Source organism: Campylobacter insulaenigrae NCTC 12927 (genome assembly GCF_000816185.1).
GTDB classification, from domain to species: Bacteria; Campylobacterota; Campylobacteria; order Campylobacterales; family Campylobacteraceae; genus Campylobacter_D; species Campylobacter_D insulaenigrae.
The window spans coordinates 1,261,222-1,278,176 of record NZ_CP007770.1; the positions used below are offsets into that span (position 1 = coordinate 1,261,222).

Consider the following 16,955-nt stretch of genomic DNA (forward strand, 5'->3'; position numbering starts at 1 on the left):
TCTCCTTTATAGTATTTTTGCTTCCTTGTTTTCATCAATAGAGCAAAGTTCCACAACATCTCCTTTTTTAAGTTCTTTTAACGAAATATTTTTACCATTTTTTTGCAAATTAATTAAATTCTTACTTTTTTCAAAAAAATATTCATGCTGACTTAAAAGTTTTTGAATGTTAGTTAGTCGATTATCATAATTTAATACTTTCATTTTCACTAGATAATCAAGTTGTTTTTTAGTGGCAAATAATTGTTGCTTTTTTAAAGAAAATATATTTTCCAAAGATCTTGCTTTTGCTAAATTACACAAAAAATCCACCTTATTTTCATATATTTTAAAAAAATTTAAAATTTGAGCTTTTAATTTTGTTTCAATTTCATCAAGAATTTGCATCATAGTCATTTTAGAAGGAAAAATCATATCTATAGCAGCACTTGGGGTGGGTGCTCTTATATCTGCTACAAAATCACTAATAACATAATCAATCTCATGTCCAATAGCAGAAACAATTGGTGTATCCAAAGAAAAAATATATCTAGCTAATTCTTCATCATTAAAACAAAATAAATCTTCCCTACTCCCACCACCTCTGGCTAAAATAATAACATCAAAATTATCTTTTTTAGTTTTTTCTAATGCTTCAATCAAAGAACTAGGAGCACTTTGACCTTGAGTTAAAGCATTAAATACACTGATTTTACAAAAGTTATATTCCTTATTTTCAATAAGCTTTAACATATCTTGTAAAGCAGCTGAAGTCACAGAAGTAATAATTGCTATTTTTTCAGGATATTTTTTTATGCTTTTTTTTATTTTTTGATCAAATAATCCTTCTTTTTCAAGCTTATCCTTAAGTGCTAAAAACTTAGCTTCTAAATCTCCAAAATTTGTTCTTTGCATACTTTTAGCTATGAATTGATATCTACCACTTGTCTCATATAAACTTACATAGCCTCTTAAATCAAGCATATCTCCAGCTTTTGGTTTAGTTTCTACAAATTGATTGTGACCCTTAAACATAATACAAGCTATACTTGATTTTTCATCTTTTAAATCAAAATACCAATGTCCAGAACTATGTATAGTAATTTTAGAAATTTCTCCACTTAATTCTATATCATCAAGATGAATTTCTAATAAGCTTTTAGCTTTTAAATTGAGCTCTGAAACTTTCATTTTTTTCTTGCAATAAATTCAGAACAAATGCCGTAACTAAAGCTTTTATATTCTAGCATTTGAAAATATTCACCCAACTCATCTATGAAATCTTCTTTAGATAAAAAATTTTCAATAGAATTAGGTAAATACTCATAAGCGGTATAATTTTTACTTATAAACCCACCAACTTTAGGTAAAATATTTTTAAGATAAAAATCTCTGCAATTTGCTATAAAACCACCTTGTTCTCTTTTGGTAAATTCAAGTACCAACAAAATACCATCTTTTTTTAAAACTCTTGAAAATTCTTTAATAGCTTCTTTTCTATCTATAACATTACGAATTCCATAACTAATACTTATAATATCCGCACTTTGACTTTTCAAAGGAAGTTCTTGAGCTTTTGCTTGGGTAAATTCAGCATTTAGCCTTTTCTTTTTAGCCACTTCAAGCATACCAATACTTGGATCAATACCTTTAATGCTAACAATTTCTTTATTTATTTTATTTGCTTGATTTTGCCATTCTATAATCATATCTCCTGTTCCACAAGCAACATCAACAATATCAAGCTGATTTCCTACATATTTAAATGCATTTAAACAAGCTTTTTTTCTCCAATTTACATCAGTGCCAAAACTTAAAATTCTATTTGCTTTGTCGTATGTTGGAGCTATATCATCAAACATTTTAACGATTTTTTCTTGCTTTTGCATATATTCCTACCTGTCTAATTTCTCAATAATTTTATTTATATTTTTGAGACTCTTTTCATTTTGATTCAATATCATTTTTTCATTTTTTATTAAGAGATCTATTTTATCTATATTTTTATATGTTTTAGAAAAATATTTAAAAATAAAATTTATTTTATCAAATTCTTTAAAATTATTTGAAGATTTTAGAATACTTTTTCTAAGAGAAATTAATTCTTTTTTTATAATAAAATTTAGCAATTCTTGTAAGTTTGTATCTTTTTGTCCTTGAAAAAAATCGCTATCATCTTTTAATACAAACTCTAAATTAAATAAAAAATTTTTAATTTCTACACTATTTAAAATTTTACTAATTTCTTTGTAATTTGCTTTTGTATTTTTTAACAAATCAAATTTAGCTTTTAAAGCGTGAAGATCTTCTACTATTCTTTTTTGAATATTAAACTCAAAAATATTTTCAAAAATCATAAAATATAAAGTAAATTCATAAAGTTTTTTATTAATCTTCTTTAAACACTTATCATTAGGCTTATATAAAAATAAACCTTTTTGACGCTGAAATTTCTGATATATTCTAAAAAGTATAACTCTTAAAATATCAAAACTTCGCATTTGTGATGAAGTAAGCAATCTTATTTTAGAGGTTAAAGCTATTGCACTTATATAATCACCATAAGTAAAAAACTGTAGTTTCTTTTCATCAAAAACTAAATTTTTAAGATTTTTTACAACCTCTTTCATACATTTTAAAACCAACCTCTCTCAACACAAAAATAAAAATTTTCTACTTATTCTTACAAAATTTACAACCATTTATATGCGCAAAAACACCGAGATAATCTATAATATTACCAATCTTTTTTTCAAGATTTTCTTGATAAATTTGAAGTCCACTTTCTTCATAACGTATATCTTCTATATGATTACACTTACTGCATATTACATGAATATGAGGATATTCATAAATATCATAACAAGTTTTTTGATTTGGTGTATTGATTTCAACGACCAAACCTTGCTCTTTTAAAGTATTAAGGTTTTTATAAACCGTTGCTAACGAAATAGACGGATACTCTTCTTTGATATTTTCATACAAAGAGTCTATATTAGGATGTTCGTGACGTTTCAAAATTTTAAGAATACAAAGTCTTTGAGGCGTAGCTTTAAGATCACAATCTTTTAGCATTTGCATAAGTTCCATTTATATCTCCTAACTTTTTGCATAGTATAACTATTTTTTTATAAAAATATTATTATATTAAAAGATATTTTTTATCCTTTAATAACTTTTTATTTTTTGACATAAAGAATTTATATCAAGTCCCAAAGAAGCTTCAACTACACTTGTTCTACCATGAGTAATAAATTTATCTTCATACTCAAAACTAATAACCTTAATATGATTTAGGTTTTCTCTTTGTATAAATTCCATAATTAAACTTGCAACACCACCTATTTTTACACTATCTGAAAACACAAACCAAGTTGTAGTTTTTTTTGCCAATTTTTTTAGAAATTCTTCATCTAATGGTTTTACAAATATCAGATCAATTAAGCTAGCATATTTTTCTCCTAGTTCATTTAAAACTAATTTTGCTCTACCTACTCCTTGTCCAAAACCTAAAAATGCTTTATCACTTTGATTATCAATTAAAATTTGCGCTTTGGCCAAATTTACTTGGCAAGATTTAAATTCTTTATCTAAAATAAAATTACCTCTAGGATAACGAAATGCAAAGACTCCTTGATGAAAGTACGCATATTCCATAATTTTTTCCATCATGCCTTCATCTCTAGGAGCTGCAATAGTGATATTTGGCACAGCGCTTAAAAAACTTATATCAAAAGCTCCTTGATGTGTTTCTCCATCTTCACCAACTATACCTGCTCTATCCATGGCAATAACAACATTTAAATTCATAATTGCACAATCATGAATAACTTGATCATAAGCTCTTTGCATAAAAGTACTATAAATAACTATAAAAGGTTTAAAACCCTCTTTTGCCATAGCAGCCATGGAAGTTACCGCATGTTGTTCAGCTATAGCTACGTCCCAAAAACGATGAGGAAAAGATTCTATAAGCTTATCAAGACCTGTTCCACTTGGCATAGCTGCAGTTACACCAACTATATTCTCATACTTCTGAGCTAATCTTAATAAAATATTTGAAAAAATCTCAGTAGCACTTTTTTTATTAATAGTTTGTTTTATACTTTTTCCACTATTTATGTCAAAAGCACTAACTCCATGCCACTTAGCATTTTTCCCTTCAGCAATTTGATAACCTTTCCCTTTAACCGTTTGAGCGTGAACTACACATGGTTTTTTCATACTTTTTGCTTGATTTAATGCTGTAATAATCTCGCTAATATTATGTCCATTTATAGGTCCTATATATTCAAGTCCTAATTCTTCAAATAAAATTCCAGGAGTAATAAGCCTCAAACCTTCTTCAAATCTCTTCGCTACATATGAAGCACCTTGAGGAAAATATTCTAATATATCTTCAACACGCTTTTTAAATTTTTGATAAAACTGAGTCGCCATAGCTTGAGAAAGATATTTTGAAATAGCACCTATAGGTTTTGAGATACTCATTTCATTATCATTTAAAATAATAATACAGGGATATTCCCTATCACCAAGTTCATTTAAAGCTTCATAAGCCATACCTGCACTCAATGCTCCATCACCTATTAAAACAACTGGCACGCGATCTTCATTTTTTAGCTGTATAGCTTTACAAGCTCCAACTGCTAAAGATATAGAAGTGCTTGAATGACCAGCTACAAAATAATCACCTTCATCTGGTTTAGTGTAGCCGCTTAAACCCCCAAATTGTCTTAAAGTATGAAAAATATCATGCTTTTTATTTAAAAGTTTATGTGGATAAGATTGATGTGAAACATCAAATATAAAAGGATCTTTGTTCACCTCAAAAACATAGTGCATTCCTATAATAAGTTCTACAACACCTAAATTTGAACTTAAATGTCCACCATTTTTACTAACCGTATCTATAATATTTTCACGTAATAAAGATGCTAAATTTTCTAGTTCTTTAACACTCATTTGCTTAATATCTAAATGATCAAAATCTATCATTCATTCGCCATATTTTTAATTTTTTGCAAACGAGAATTTAAATTTGACTCGATATTTCCAGCATCACTAAGAATTAAAACACTACCTTTGTTAATTGCATCATCGACGCTAAATTTTAAATTATTACTTTGTAAATGCTCTTTTACATAATCAAAATCACTAGGATTTAATTTTAATTCAATACTAGTTGCATTTTTTAATTCTTCCATTAATTCTTTTGCTAAATTTAAAGCAATTATAGCTGAGTTATTTTCTACCTCTTTTGCAATCACTTCCTTTGCTATAACAACAGCAGTATCTGCAAGTTCATTTTCATTTTTTAATAAAAATTCATCAAGAGTTTGTATGGTATTTTCTAATTTTTCTACACTTTTTAAATATTTTTCTCTTAAATCTGCAAGTTCATTTTCAAAACTTTTTTGAGCCTCATCAAACCCCTCTTTGGTATATTTTTCTTTAGCATGTTCTAATTCGCTAGTTAAACGATTATTGAATTCAACTTCTTGACTTTCTATTTGCATTTGTAATTTAATAATATTGCTTGACATTTCATCAGTTTTTTTTAATAAATCTTCCACAAAATCTGGCTGAATTTGAGCAGACGGAGTTTGAGGTACACTCTCTTCCACTTGAGTTTGAGAAATTTGTACATCAGGTTCTATAGTTTTTGTTTGTGAAGATTGAACTTCTTCATTTGACTTTATCTCATCATTAGCTATTTCACTCATTACCTTAAAATGGTAATCTTCCACAACATGATTTGCAATATTAATATTTGAAATTACATTATTTAATTTAGCCATATTCTTACTCTATCATCTCATCAGCCTCACCCATTTGGACAAGACCTTGTTCAGCTAATTTTTGCACCACTTCAACAACTTTTCTTTGCGCTTCTTCTACATCTTTTACACGTACAGCTCCTAAAAATCCCATCTCTTCCACGAAAGCTTCAGCAGCACGAGTTGACATATTTGCCATAAATTTTTGTTTTAAATCCTCACTAGCACCTTTTAAACCTATCATCAAATCACGCTTATCAGCAACTTTTAAAACTTCTCTAATCGCATTTGTGCTAAGCTGAGAAATATCATCAAAAGTAAACATCAAATCCTTAATAGTAGTAGCTAGTCTTTCATCGCTTTGTTCAATATAAGTAAGAGTTGTCTTGGAAGCTTTTTGTCCTAATCTATTAAGAACTTCAGCTACAGCTCTTGGACCGCCAACTTCAACTTTATAAGAAGTAAGACTTTCTAGCTTGCTTTCAAGCACAGCAGATACTCTTTTAATAATAGATGGAGAAATATCTCCTAAATTTGCCATTCTTATTACAACTTCAGCTCTTAATTCATCACTAAAATACTCTAAAGTTTCAGCAGCTTGAGTGGTATCCATATGTGCCAAAATTAAAGCAATAGTTTGAGGATGTTCTTTAATAATAAAATCAGCAAGTTGTTGAGGCTTAATTTGAGAAAGATAGGCAAAATTTTGGTTATTTTCCATACTTTTAGTAAGTTTTTCTAAAATTTTACCCGCAATTTCAGGACCAAAAGTTCTAAATAAAATTTCTTTTGCGTATTCCAAACCACCACTTTTAAGGTACTGATTAGATTGAAGTAAAGTATAAAATTCTTCAAGTACTGCAGTTGCAACAGGTTTATCTACATTCTTTGCTAAAGCAATATAACGAGAAATTTCAGTAATAACATTAATATCCATATGAGAAAATAAAACAGTAGTAACATCTTCTCCAAGTTGGATCAAAAATATAGCAACCTTTTCTGGCATAGAAAGGTCATCATAAATCATTTTTTGTTCTTCGCTAAGCTTTATCATTAGATATCCTTCTCGCCAAATTCTGCTTCATTTTCAACAAGCTTTTGTAACAATAAAGCCACTTCTTCTGCTTTCTCATTTGCAACGCCTCTTAATTTTTCAAGTAATACATCATATTGTAATGAATCCTCATCAAAATTATCTCCAAATCCAAGCTGCTCTTCAACCTTTTTACGAGCAGCATTAAATTTCTCAATAGCGTCTTCAGCATCATCAATAAATTGTCCTTCTTTGCCTTCCATTTCTTCTTCAAGTTTAATATCTGCAAGCATCTTTTGTGAAAATGGCACAATAACTTTTTTGTAAAAAATAAAGAGTAAAAGTGCAGCAAAAACGTATTTAACAGGTGGTATAAATGGTTCAACAAATTTTGTATAAAAAGTTTGCACTTTATCTTCAACTTTAGCAGTTTTATGGAATTCTAAGTTATTAACTTCTACTGCATCACCTCTAGCAAGATTAAAGCCTATAGCACCTTTGGTTAAATTTTCAATAGCTTGAATTTCTTTTTCATTTAAAGAAATATATTCATTGGTAATATTTCCCTGATCATCAGTAATAACCTTATATTTTCCATCTACAACAACAGCTGCTGAAATTCTTTTGATAGTTGCAAATTGTTTAGTTGTGTTAGTAATCTTTTTTGATATTTCATTGTTAGTAGTAGTTTGATTTTTTGTATAAATTTCGCGTGCACCTTTATCATCTAAACCTTCTACTGGGCCTATATTAGAAACAGCACCAGGAACACCTTGAATTTCCTTATCTTTAAATCCTTCTTTATGTTCTTCTAAAGTTTGTTCGCTACGCACTACTGTATTAGGATCATAAACTTCGCTTTGAGATTGTTCTTTTGAAAAATCATAATCAATACTAACCTTTGCAACAACTCTATCATAACCACCAGCAAACGGTGCAATAGCTGAAACAATTTTTTGCTCTAATTCGTATTCTTGATCTCTTTTGTATTTTATTTGTGCTGCTATTAAATCATCTGCAAAACCTTCTTCATCATCTAGTGGAATACCTTTTTGATCCATAATTTTTACGTTTTCTGGAGTAAGTTTTGTAACTGAAGAGGCAATTAAATTCTTAATTCCCATGATTTGTTTTTTATTTAATTTTAGCCCATCTTTAACCGTTAGAGCAACTGATGCAGTGGGTGGAACTTGTTGTTGGGTAAAAAGAGTATCTTTTGCAAACGCAATATGAACTGTTGCACTATGTATTGGTTCTAAGCTTTCTATAGTTCTTGCTAATTCACCTTCTAAGGCTCTTTGATATTTTACTTTTTGTTCAGCTTCTGTTGCTCCAAATTCTTGTTTATCAAAAAGTTCAAAACCTACTTTATTATCTTTTGGTAATAATCCAGCAGAAGCTATAGCTAATCTCTGTTTATAAACTTGTTCATTAGGTACTAAAATGGTTCCTTCATTGCGTAAAATATAAGGCACACCACTTTTTTCAAGTTGCGTCACAATCATAGCCGAATCACTAGTATTAGCATTTTCAAATAACACAGAATAACCTGCATCATTAGCCATACTTGAGCCACTTCTAAATAGGGTTAAAAAAACTAAAAATCCAACTACCACTACAATAGAAGCAGCAATAATAATACGCTGTTTTAAACTCAAATTCTGATAAAGTTGCCCCACTTGGTGCAACATAGTTTTATAATCCATCTAATCCCTATAAACTAAAAATTTGTAAAAATTCTTCGAAAAACCTTGAATTTTCATATTCTGTACCTATGCTTATGCGTATAGCATTTAAACCATAGCTTTGTAAGTTTCTTACTATTATACCCTTTTTAAGCAGTTTTTCAGATAAATCTGTACTATTTTTTTTATCAAAAAAATAAGTAATAAAATTTGTGTAACTTTCTATATACGAAATTTCATTTTTTCTTGCGAATTCTTCATATAGTTTCATTTGTGAAAAATTATTTTTTAAAGTTTTTTCTACAAATTCTTTATCATCTAAAGCAGCAAATGCTGCTTTTAAACTTAAGTTAGTAACATTAAACGGTGCTCTTAATTTATAAAAAGTATTTATGATTTTTTGTGAAGCTATGCCATAACCAACCCTCATACCACCTAAGCCATAAAGTTTTGAAAAAGTTCCTAGATATACAACATTTTGAAAGTTTAAAATCAGTTCTTGGGGATCAATAAATTTACTTTTATCTTTAAAACTTGCAAATTCACTATACGCTCCATCAATTACAACCAAACAATCCTCATCTATTTTGCTTATAAATTCAAAAACATCTTTTTTGTCTAAACATTCTCCTAAAGGATTATTAGGTAAACATAAAAAAATTATTTTAATTTCATTTTTATGTTTTTGATATAAGTCACATAATTGCTCTAAATCATGGATCAAACTTTGAGTTTTATAAATTTTTGCACCCACTTGTTTTGCATAAATTTCATACATAGCAAAACTTACTCCACATTGTAAATAAGCTTTCATATGATCAAGTTTTGCATAAACAGCATATTCGATTATTTGATCGCTTCCGCTTCCTATGATGATATTTTCATTTAAAACATTAAATTTTTTTGCTAAAGCTTGCTTTAACTCAATCATAGTATCATCTGGATAAAGATGGGCTAAATGAGCGTTTTTTATAATAGCTTCTTTTGCTTTTAAGCTCGTTCCATAAGGATTTTCATTACTGGCTAATTTAATAACTTCTTTTAAGTTATATTCTTTTGCAATCAAATCAATATCTTTTCCACTTTCATAGGTTTTAATTGCTTCTAAAAAAGGATTAAATTTCATTATTTTCTCCTGATAAATACGAACCAAGCCATTGTATATAATCAGCTTTTTTTAAAACTCTTTGAACATTATCATCATCAATATGTCCTTCAAAATCTATAAAAAAACTATGAATAAATTCTCTTGTTTTTATAGGACGTGATTCTAATTTTGTAAGATTAATACCTTCTTTTTTAAATTCATATAGTAAATCACTAAGGCCCCCTGGTTTATGAGCAGTATGAGCTAAAATAGAAGTTTTACAATGACTCATTTGTGGTAATTTTATATCACTTAATATCAAAAATCTTGTGCGATTAGCTAAATTATCTTCGATTCTTTCAAATAAAATAGGGACATTATAAAGTTTAGCTGCTATTTTAGAACAAATTGCAGCTGATTTTGTATCCATAGAAGCTAAATAAGCCGCATTAGCTGTAGATTTACTCGCTATAAATTCAACCTCATTTAAATCATGACTTTCTAAAAAATTTTTACATTGATTATAACCTTGTGGATGAGAATAAATTCTTTTAATTTCTTTTAAATTTTCACTCATACTTACAAAAGAATGATGAATATCCATATAAAGTTCTGCAAAAATTTTAATTTCTTCGTATTTACCTAAACAATCAAGCGTAACGCCAACAGCACCTGCTGTATTATTTTCGATAGGAACAACACCATATTTAGCTTCTTTATGAACAAGCTCCTTAAAAACATCTTCTATATTTGCTAGTGGAATATAACGACTCATAGCTCCAAAACGACTTCTAGTGGCTTGATGTGTATAACTACCTTCAGGCCCTAAATAAGCTATACTTTGAGGCATTTCTAAATTTCTTGAAACAGCAAAAATTTCTTGATAAATAGCTTCAATAGCATTTTGATCTAATAAACCATTGTTTTGATTTTTAAGCCTATTGATGATAGCTCGCTCTCGCTCTGGTCTATAAATACTTCCACCTATATTCTTTTTAATTTCTCCTATATTTTTTACATAAAGCATTCTTTCATTAAGTAAGCTTAAAATTTTATCATCAATATTATCTACTTTACTTCGTAGTATTTCTATTTCTTTCATGCAAACCTCGATATATAATACTCTTTAATACTATCATATACAAAATTCAACTTAGTCAAATCCAAACCTTTTGTATCTGAAATTTTACCACTTAAAACCAAAGATGTCTGCATACCAAGTTCTTTAGCACCTATTAAGTCTCCTTTGTAATCATCGCTAATAATCATTACATCTTCAAATTTTGCTTTTGAATTTTGAATTTTTAATAAATTTAAAGCACTAGTATAAAAGGCTTTGCTTGGCTTACCTACAACACAATATTCAAAATCATAAGAATTTTTTAACATAGCCATAATACTACCAACGCCTGGATAGAGACGATGATTTTTTTTATAAATACTCCCCTCGTGCATAGCAATTGCTTTAATCCCATGTTTAATATATTCATTCATATAAGCAAAATCTTCAAATTTAAACTCATCATAACTAGCTACCAAAAAAGCTTGCGGATTTTTAAAGTCAATTTCATATCCTAATATTTCAAGACTATACAAAAATTCTTTTGACCCAAAAGCTGCCACTTTACATGGTTTTAAATAATCTTTTAAAACATGAAACGGATCAATATAAGCATTTTCCTTAATTTCAAAACCCAAATCTTGCAGTTTATTTAAAAAATTTAAGTTTTTAGTATTATTGGTAATAACAACATAAGGAATTTTTTCCTTGTTTAAAGTCTTAAAAAGTTGCAAAGAACCTTCTATTGGACTTTTATCTATATCTGAAATTAAAGTACCTTGAACATCTAAAAAAAGCATATTAATCCTTTAAATATTCTACCTCTAAGGCAACTTGGTCAGCGTAACTTTCTCGTTTTCTAATTATTCTTATTTTATCATTTTCTTTTGCAAGCTCACAAACTCTGTTTCTAGTGTTGTAATTACTACTCATACTAAACCCATAAGCACCCGCACCCTTAACTATGATCAAATCTCCCGTTTTTGTAGGAACTAATTTTCTATTTTGTGCCAAGAAATCTCCACTCTCACAAACTCCACCAACTATATCACAAAGACTTAAATTTCCTTTTATATTATCAGTTAAAAGTTCTATTTCGTGATAAGCTTTATACAAACTTGGACGCAATAAATCATTCATAGCGCCATCAACAATTACAAAACGTTTTTCTCCGTTACACTTTTCATACAATACTTTAGTAACAAATTCACCAGCATTTGCCACCAAAAATCTTCCAGGTTCCATACCAATACATACATCAAGTCCTTGCAAACTTGCTAAAATACCTTGTGCATACTCATATAAATTTGGCTCTTGTTCATCTTTATAACAAACCCCAAGCCCTCCTCCTATATCAAAGAATTTAAGATTAATATTTAAAACAATTAATTCTCTAAGTAGTTGTGAAACAATTTTTGATGCTTCTTGTATGCTGCTAATATCTAAAATCTGAGAACCGATATGAAAATGCACCCCAACAGGCTCTAAAAAACTAGATTTTTTTGCATAAATATACATCCTTTTAGCATTTTCAATATCCACACCAAATTTATTTTCATGCAAACCAGTAGAAATATAAGGATGAGTCTTTGCATCTACATTTGGATTGACCCTTATACTAATTCTTGCACTTCTTTGCATTTTACTTGCAATTTGTTCTATAAGAAACATCTCAGCTTCACTTTCAATATTAATATAAAGTATATTTTTATTTAAAGCAAATTCGATTTCCTCAATACTCTTTCCTACACCACTAAAAATAATTTTATAATTTTTAGCTCCAGCTTTTAAAGCTCTATAAATTTCACCAGCACTCACACAATCAAATCCGCTATCTAAAGAAGCCAAAAATTTTAAAACACTTAAATTAGAATTCGCTTTAACAGCGTAAAAAATTTGAGATTTCCTTGCTTTAAAGGCATTTTTTAGTTTATCAAAACGCTCTTTAATCTTATCAAAGTCATAAATATAAAATGGGGTTTGATACTCATTTGCTAATTTATAATAATCCATAAATTACCTCTTTTATTGTTATTTATTTTTAAAATAATAAAAGCTGCCTATTGTCATTAAAATAAAAATTGGCAACATTATACCAAGCTCTGGAAGTAAAATATCATTTTTACTTAATCTAATAAGTAAAAATAATAATCCCCATACCCCAAGTACTGATATAAAAAATATAAAAGCTAAAAAAGCTAAATTAAAAAATCTTGCAGTGATTGGAAAATAATAATAAATTATAAGCATCAAAAAAGGTGCAAAAAATGGAAATAAAATTAAAGAATACAAATTTGTTCTAAGAGCGCTTGTAGAAATACTTTGTTTAGAAAATATAATAATACTTTCTAAGGCATCTTTAATAGAATAAGAAGGGTCATTTTCTACCAATGAAATTCGTTCTAGTATTTTTGGAGAAAAATCTTCCAACCCTTTAAGATTATTAAATTCTTCTATTTTTAAGCCTTCTTGCGAAACAATTAAATATTCAGGAGTAATTGTAGATTTAACTTCATTTAAATCCCAAAAATTTCCTTTAAATTGCGCATTAGATGCTTGAATAAGTTGTTTTATATCTAGATCTTTTATCTTAAAAATTTTGACATTATATAGGGAATTAGCACTAGTTTTTTCTATATAAACAAAACTATCGTTGTATTTTATTAAAACTTCATTGCCTTCTCTTGATATTACTCCTGTTTTTACTATATTGCTTTTATATTCATTTGCATAAGCAAAAGGTGTAAAATTTAATCCAACATATAAAATACAAAAAAATAAAGCCCATAAAAATGGGTAAAAAACAACTTGATTTTTACTAAGTCCTAAAGCATATAAACTTACAAATTCATTGGATCTTATCATATGAAATATACACAAAATTAAAGCAAAAACTATAGCAAGTGGTAAAATATAAGAAATCGCTGAACATACTAAAAAAAATACATAAAGAAGTTCTAAATTGGCACTTTTGGGAATTTTATTAAAATTCACCAAAAAATCAATCGCTACAAAGAAAAAAGTTAAGGAAAAAAATAATATAAAAAATGATTTTAGATATAAAGATGAGATGTAGCGAAAAAAAATATTCATTACTTAAACCTTCAAAGAATACTTTGAAGCAATTATTTCTATGTTAGAATTTAAAAGTTCAAACAAAGCTTTTTTTGCATGAGCTAAAATTTCATTTAATCTTTCTTTTTCTTCTTGTGTAAATTTTCCCAATACATGAGAAACTACATCAAAATTTTTTCCTATACCTATACGAATTCTCTCATAATGGTTTCCACATAAACCATCAATACTTTTAAGTCCATTATGACCACCACTTGTGCCACCTATTTTAAATTTCAAGACACCTAAATTCAAATCTATATCATCATGGATGACTATAATTCTTTCGCACTTATAAAATTCTTTAACAGCGTAAACACTTTGACCGGAAAGATTCATAAAAGTAGAAGGTTTTAAAAAAAGGGTAGAAGAACTTTTAAAAAGCTCTCCTTTAAATTTAGCATTGGAAATTTTTGTAACTTCCAAATCTTTTATCAGTAAATCAATTAGCATAAAACCGACATTATGCCTAGTTTGATCGTATTGCTCTCCTATATTACCAAGTCCTACGACTAAGGTCATTTTATCTTGCTTTTTCTACGCCAACTACAGCAACTCTATCAGCATCAACCATAGTCACACCTTCAGGTACAACAACATCACGGATTAAAAGCGCATCTCCAACATCAAGTTTTGTAACATCAAGTTCAAAGAAATTTGGCAAATTCTCAGCAGCACATTTTACTTTTAATCTTCTTTTTGATTGGATTAGAACACCTTTATTTTTAAGACCTATTGCAGTTCCTACTACTTTTACTGGAACCATATATTTAGAAATAACACCTTTTTGCGCTACTTTTAAATCTACATGTTTAAGTTCAGCTGTAACAGGATCTTTTTGATAATCAACTACAACTACATTTAAAACTTGAGAACCAACTTTTACATCAAAAGCTAAAGTAGTTTTTTTACGAACTTCTTTAATAAATTCATTCACCTTAAAAGCTGCATTGATATTTTCTAATCCTTTTCCATAGATATTTGCGATTAGATAACCATCTCTTTTTAAAGCCTTCGCAGCTTTTCTACCGATACTCTCTCTAACGATACCTTCTAGCATCTTTAACCCTTTCTAAAAAAATAAGTATTAATTATATCCAAATAAGTTTATAAAGATTTTAAAATATCCTCATAAGCTATACAAAATTGCTCCAAACCATCATCAAGCAAATCCTTACAAGCTTTACTTAAAGCATCTTTTGAAATATTTGCATTCAATTTTTTCTCTATACACTCATCTTTTAAAGGCTCTTTAAATATAATTTGCTTGCCTTTAAAAGCCTTGATAGCATCTAATGAAGCAGTATTAATAGCCTTATCATAGAGTAATTCTTTAATATAATAATCTTTTTCTAAATCATCGCCCTTGACGCCGGTGCTAGCAAAAAGTGCTCTAATATCATCTTCATTTTGTTTTACTATATATTTATAAGCTTTTGTAGCAGTTAAAATTCCTATAAAGTTTTTATCTAAAACCTGATCATTTAAAAGTCTATCAAAACGACTTACAAAAATACTAATTACAGCTTGTGGTTCTCTAATTTTTGCAATATTATTTTTTCTAAATTCTTTTAAACCTAAATTTAAAGCATCAAAACATTCTTTTGTTTGCTCAAAATCAAATACCAAAGTAGCATTTACACTAATACCATTTTTCATTAGTTCTTGCATAACTTCATATGAAGCCTTTGTTGCAGGAATTTTAATCATTACATTATCTTTTGCAATCTGAGTATATAATCTCTTCGCTTCAGCCAAAGATAAACTGGTATTATCCTTTAATCTTGGATCAATTTCAATACTTATAAAACCATCATCTTTTTCATAATAATTTAAAGCAAGTTTATCTGCGGCTTTTGCTATATCTTCTATAGCTAGACACTCATATAAAGATTTTTTATCTTTTATATGATAATTTTTTATTTTTTCTTTGTATTTGTGTGAATTTAAAATTGCATTTTTAAAAATAGCAGGATTTGAAGTAGCTCCATTTATAGCTTTTAAAATAATTAAATCTTGAAAATATGTATCTAGAAATTCATTTTCTACAAAATCACACCATAAGGAAAATTTTTTCATTTTATTACCTTTATAATTTCTTTTAAATCTTTTTTATCAATGCAAACATCTGCATATTCTTTCAAAATAGTTTTCGCACAAAAAGCTATTTTTAATCCACATTCATCAAACATAGATATATCATTTGCCCCATCACCTACGCACATAATTTCTTTAGTATTTAAATTGAGAAAACTTTTTAATCTTTGCAGTATAATACCTTTAGAGTTATTAAACATAATTTCCCCGCCGACTTTACCTGTCAAAAATCCATCTTTATGATGTAAAAAATTAGCAAATCCAAAATCAAAGCAAAGTTTCCTTTGTACAAGATCTATACCCTCATGAAAACCGCCACTAAAAACTATAATTTTGACATTTTGTGATTTTAAATATTCACAAAGTTCTATAGCACCATTCATCAAAGGTAAATTTTCACAACATTGTTTTACTTGAGTTAAAGGCATACCTTTTAGTAAAGCTACTCTTTCTAATAAACTTTCAAAAAAATCAAGCTCACCATTCATAGCCTTGTCGGTAATGTTTTTTACAGCATCACCGACATGATATGCTTTTGCTAAAATATCGATGGTCTCACCATCCATCAGCGTAGAATCAAAATCAAAAGCACAAAGTTTTATCATTAAAACTCGCGTTTTAACAAAGCTTCAGCTTTTAGTATAGTTAAGATATTTTCTTCTCTTTTACCTATACCGAAAATCATTCCTTTTTCTTTCAATAAAGTTTCAGGTGGTGGATCAATTCTATTTCTATGAATTTTAATAGCCTCTGTTAATCTATCTATGACAAATCCCGCATTACCTACTGGATTTTGGTTTCCATTAGCTATACCTTTTAATACAATATATCTAGTTTGAGGAGTCATTTTAGAACTTCCTTGATTAAATCTTTTTGCAAGATCTATCAAAGGCATAACATTACCCCTCATATTAAATACACCAAGTACATAATCAGGTACACTAGGAACCCTAGTATATTCTATTGGCTTAATTATTTCTTGAATATTAAGAATCGGAATAGCATATTCCTCATCTCCTACAACAAAACCTACAAGCTGAATAATATCCTCTTCTTTAATATCAGGTTCTGAAATTTGTGCTTGTTGTTTTTGCAAAACCTGGTTTAATTTATCATTCAT

The 16,955-nt window shown here is 28.3% G+C and carries 18 protein-coding genes; all 18 read right to left on the reverse strand.

Annotation, left to right across the window (positions count from 1 at the left end):
- Positions 1 to 6 precede the first annotated feature (6 nt).
- Positions 7 to 1,170: an exodeoxyribonuclease VII large subunit gene (xseA, locus tag CINS_RS06465; RefSeq protein WP_039650865.1), complete on the reverse strand. Its 1,164-nt coding sequence runs from the start codon at positions 1,168 to 1,170 to the stop codon at positions 7 to 9.
- Positions 1,167 to 1,868 carry a bifunctional demethylmenaquinone methyltransferase/2-methoxy-6-polyprenyl-1,4-benzoquinol methylase UbiE gene (gene ubiE, locus CINS_RS06470; protein WP_039650867.1) on the reverse strand — a complete coding sequence of 234 codons (702 nt, stop codon included), beginning with the start codon at positions 1,866 to 1,868 and terminating at the stop codon, positions 1,167 to 1,169. Before ubiE ends, xseA begins: the two co-directional genes overlap by 4 nt.
- A gap of 6 nt (positions 1,869 to 1,874) precedes the next feature.
- On the reverse strand, positions 1,875 to 2,609 hold the full coding sequence (locus CINS_RS06475; protein ID WP_039650870.1) for a hypothetical protein: 735 nt from the start codon (positions 2,607 to 2,609) through the stop codon (positions 1,875 to 1,877).
- Between the two features lie 43 nt (positions 2,610 to 2,652).
- Positions 2,653 to 3,069 carry a peroxide-responsive transcriptional repressor PerR gene (perR, locus tag CINS_RS06480; protein ID WP_039650871.1) on the reverse strand — a complete coding sequence of 139 codons (417 nt, stop codon included), beginning with the start codon at positions 3,067 to 3,069 and terminating at the stop codon, positions 2,653 to 2,655.
- Between the two features lie 78 nt (positions 3,070 to 3,147).
- Complete coding sequence (gene dxs / locus CINS_RS06485; protein WP_039650873.1) at positions 3,148 to 4,977, reverse strand: 1-deoxy-D-xylulose-5-phosphate synthase; 1,830 nt, start codon at positions 4,975 to 4,977, stop codon at positions 3,148 to 3,150.
- Positions 4,974 to 5,780, reverse strand: a complete 807-nt coding sequence (gene fliH / locus CINS_RS06490) for a flagellar assembly protein FliH (protein ID WP_039650875.1) — start codon at positions 5,778 to 5,780, stop codon at positions 4,974 to 4,976. Before fliH ends, dxs begins: the two co-directional genes overlap by 4 nt.
- A gap of 4 nt (positions 5,781 to 5,784) precedes the next feature.
- Entirely contained in the window at positions 5,785 to 6,813 is a 1,029-nt protein-coding gene (fliG, locus tag CINS_RS06495; protein WP_039650876.1) for a flagellar motor switch protein FliG, read from the reverse strand.
- Positions 6,813 to 8,498 carry a flagellar basal-body MS-ring/collar protein FliF gene (gene fliF, locus CINS_RS06500; protein ID WP_039650877.1) on the reverse strand — a complete coding sequence of 562 codons (1,686 nt, stop codon included), beginning with the start codon at positions 8,496 to 8,498 and terminating at the stop codon, positions 6,813 to 6,815. Before fliF ends, fliG begins: the two co-directional genes overlap by 1 nt.
- 7 nt (positions 8,499 to 8,505) lie before the next feature.
- Entirely contained in the window at positions 8,506 to 9,603 is a 1,098-nt protein-coding gene (hisC, locus tag CINS_RS06505; RefSeq protein WP_039650879.1) for a histidinol-phosphate transaminase, read from the reverse strand.
- Positions 9,593 to 10,666 carry a chorismate mutase / prephenate dehydratase gene (locus CINS_RS06510; RefSeq protein ID WP_039650881.1) on the reverse strand — a complete coding sequence of 358 codons (1,074 nt, stop codon included), beginning with the start codon at positions 10,664 to 10,666 and terminating at the stop codon, positions 9,593 to 9,595. Before CINS_RS06510 ends, hisC begins: the two co-directional genes overlap by 11 nt.
- Positions 10,663 to 11,424 (reverse strand): HAD-IIA family hydrolase, encoded by a 762-nt coding sequence (locus CINS_RS06515; protein ID WP_039650883.1) that lies wholly within the window; start codon positions 11,422 to 11,424, stop codon positions 10,663 to 10,665. Before CINS_RS06515 ends, CINS_RS06510 begins: the two co-directional genes overlap by 4 nt.
- 1 nt (position 11,425) lies before the next feature.
- Positions 11,426 to 12,637 (reverse strand): diaminopimelate decarboxylase, encoded by a 1,212-nt coding sequence (lysA, locus tag CINS_RS06520; RefSeq protein ID WP_039650885.1) that lies wholly within the window; start codon positions 12,635 to 12,637, stop codon positions 11,426 to 11,428.
- An 18-nt stretch (positions 12,638 to 12,655) separates the two neighbouring features.
- Positions 12,656 to 13,717 carry an LptF/LptG family permease gene (locus CINS_RS06525; RefSeq protein WP_039650887.1) on the reverse strand — a complete coding sequence of 354 codons (1,062 nt, stop codon included), beginning with the start codon at positions 13,715 to 13,717 and terminating at the stop codon, positions 12,656 to 12,658.
- A gap of 3 nt (positions 13,718 to 13,720) precedes the next feature.
- A complete protein-coding gene (gene pth / locus CINS_RS06530) occupies positions 13,721 to 14,260 on the reverse strand; it encodes an aminoacyl-tRNA hydrolase (RefSeq protein ID WP_039650889.1) in 540 nt (179 codons plus the stop codon).
- Between the two features lies 1 nt (position 14,261).
- A complete protein-coding gene (locus CINS_RS06535; protein ID WP_039650892.1) occupies positions 14,262 to 14,798 on the reverse strand; it encodes a 50S ribosomal protein L25/general stress protein Ctc in 537 nt (178 codons plus the stop codon).
- Positions 14,799 to 14,845: 47 nt separating this feature from the next.
- Positions 14,846 to 15,817 carry a transaldolase gene (locus tag CINS_RS06540; protein WP_039650894.1) on the reverse strand — a complete coding sequence of 324 codons (972 nt, stop codon included), beginning with the start codon at positions 15,815 to 15,817 and terminating at the stop codon, positions 14,846 to 14,848.
- Positions 15,814 to 16,440, reverse strand: a complete 627-nt coding sequence (gene serB, locus CINS_RS06545; protein WP_039650896.1) for a phosphoserine phosphatase SerB — start codon at positions 16,438 to 16,440, stop codon at positions 15,814 to 15,816. Before serB ends, CINS_RS06540 begins: the two co-directional genes overlap by 4 nt.
- Positions 16,440 to 16,955 (reverse strand): chemotaxis protein CheW, encoded by a 516-nt coding sequence (locus CINS_RS06550; RefSeq protein ID WP_039650898.1) that lies wholly within the window; start codon positions 16,953 to 16,955, stop codon positions 16,440 to 16,442. Before CINS_RS06550 ends, serB begins: the two co-directional genes overlap by 1 nt.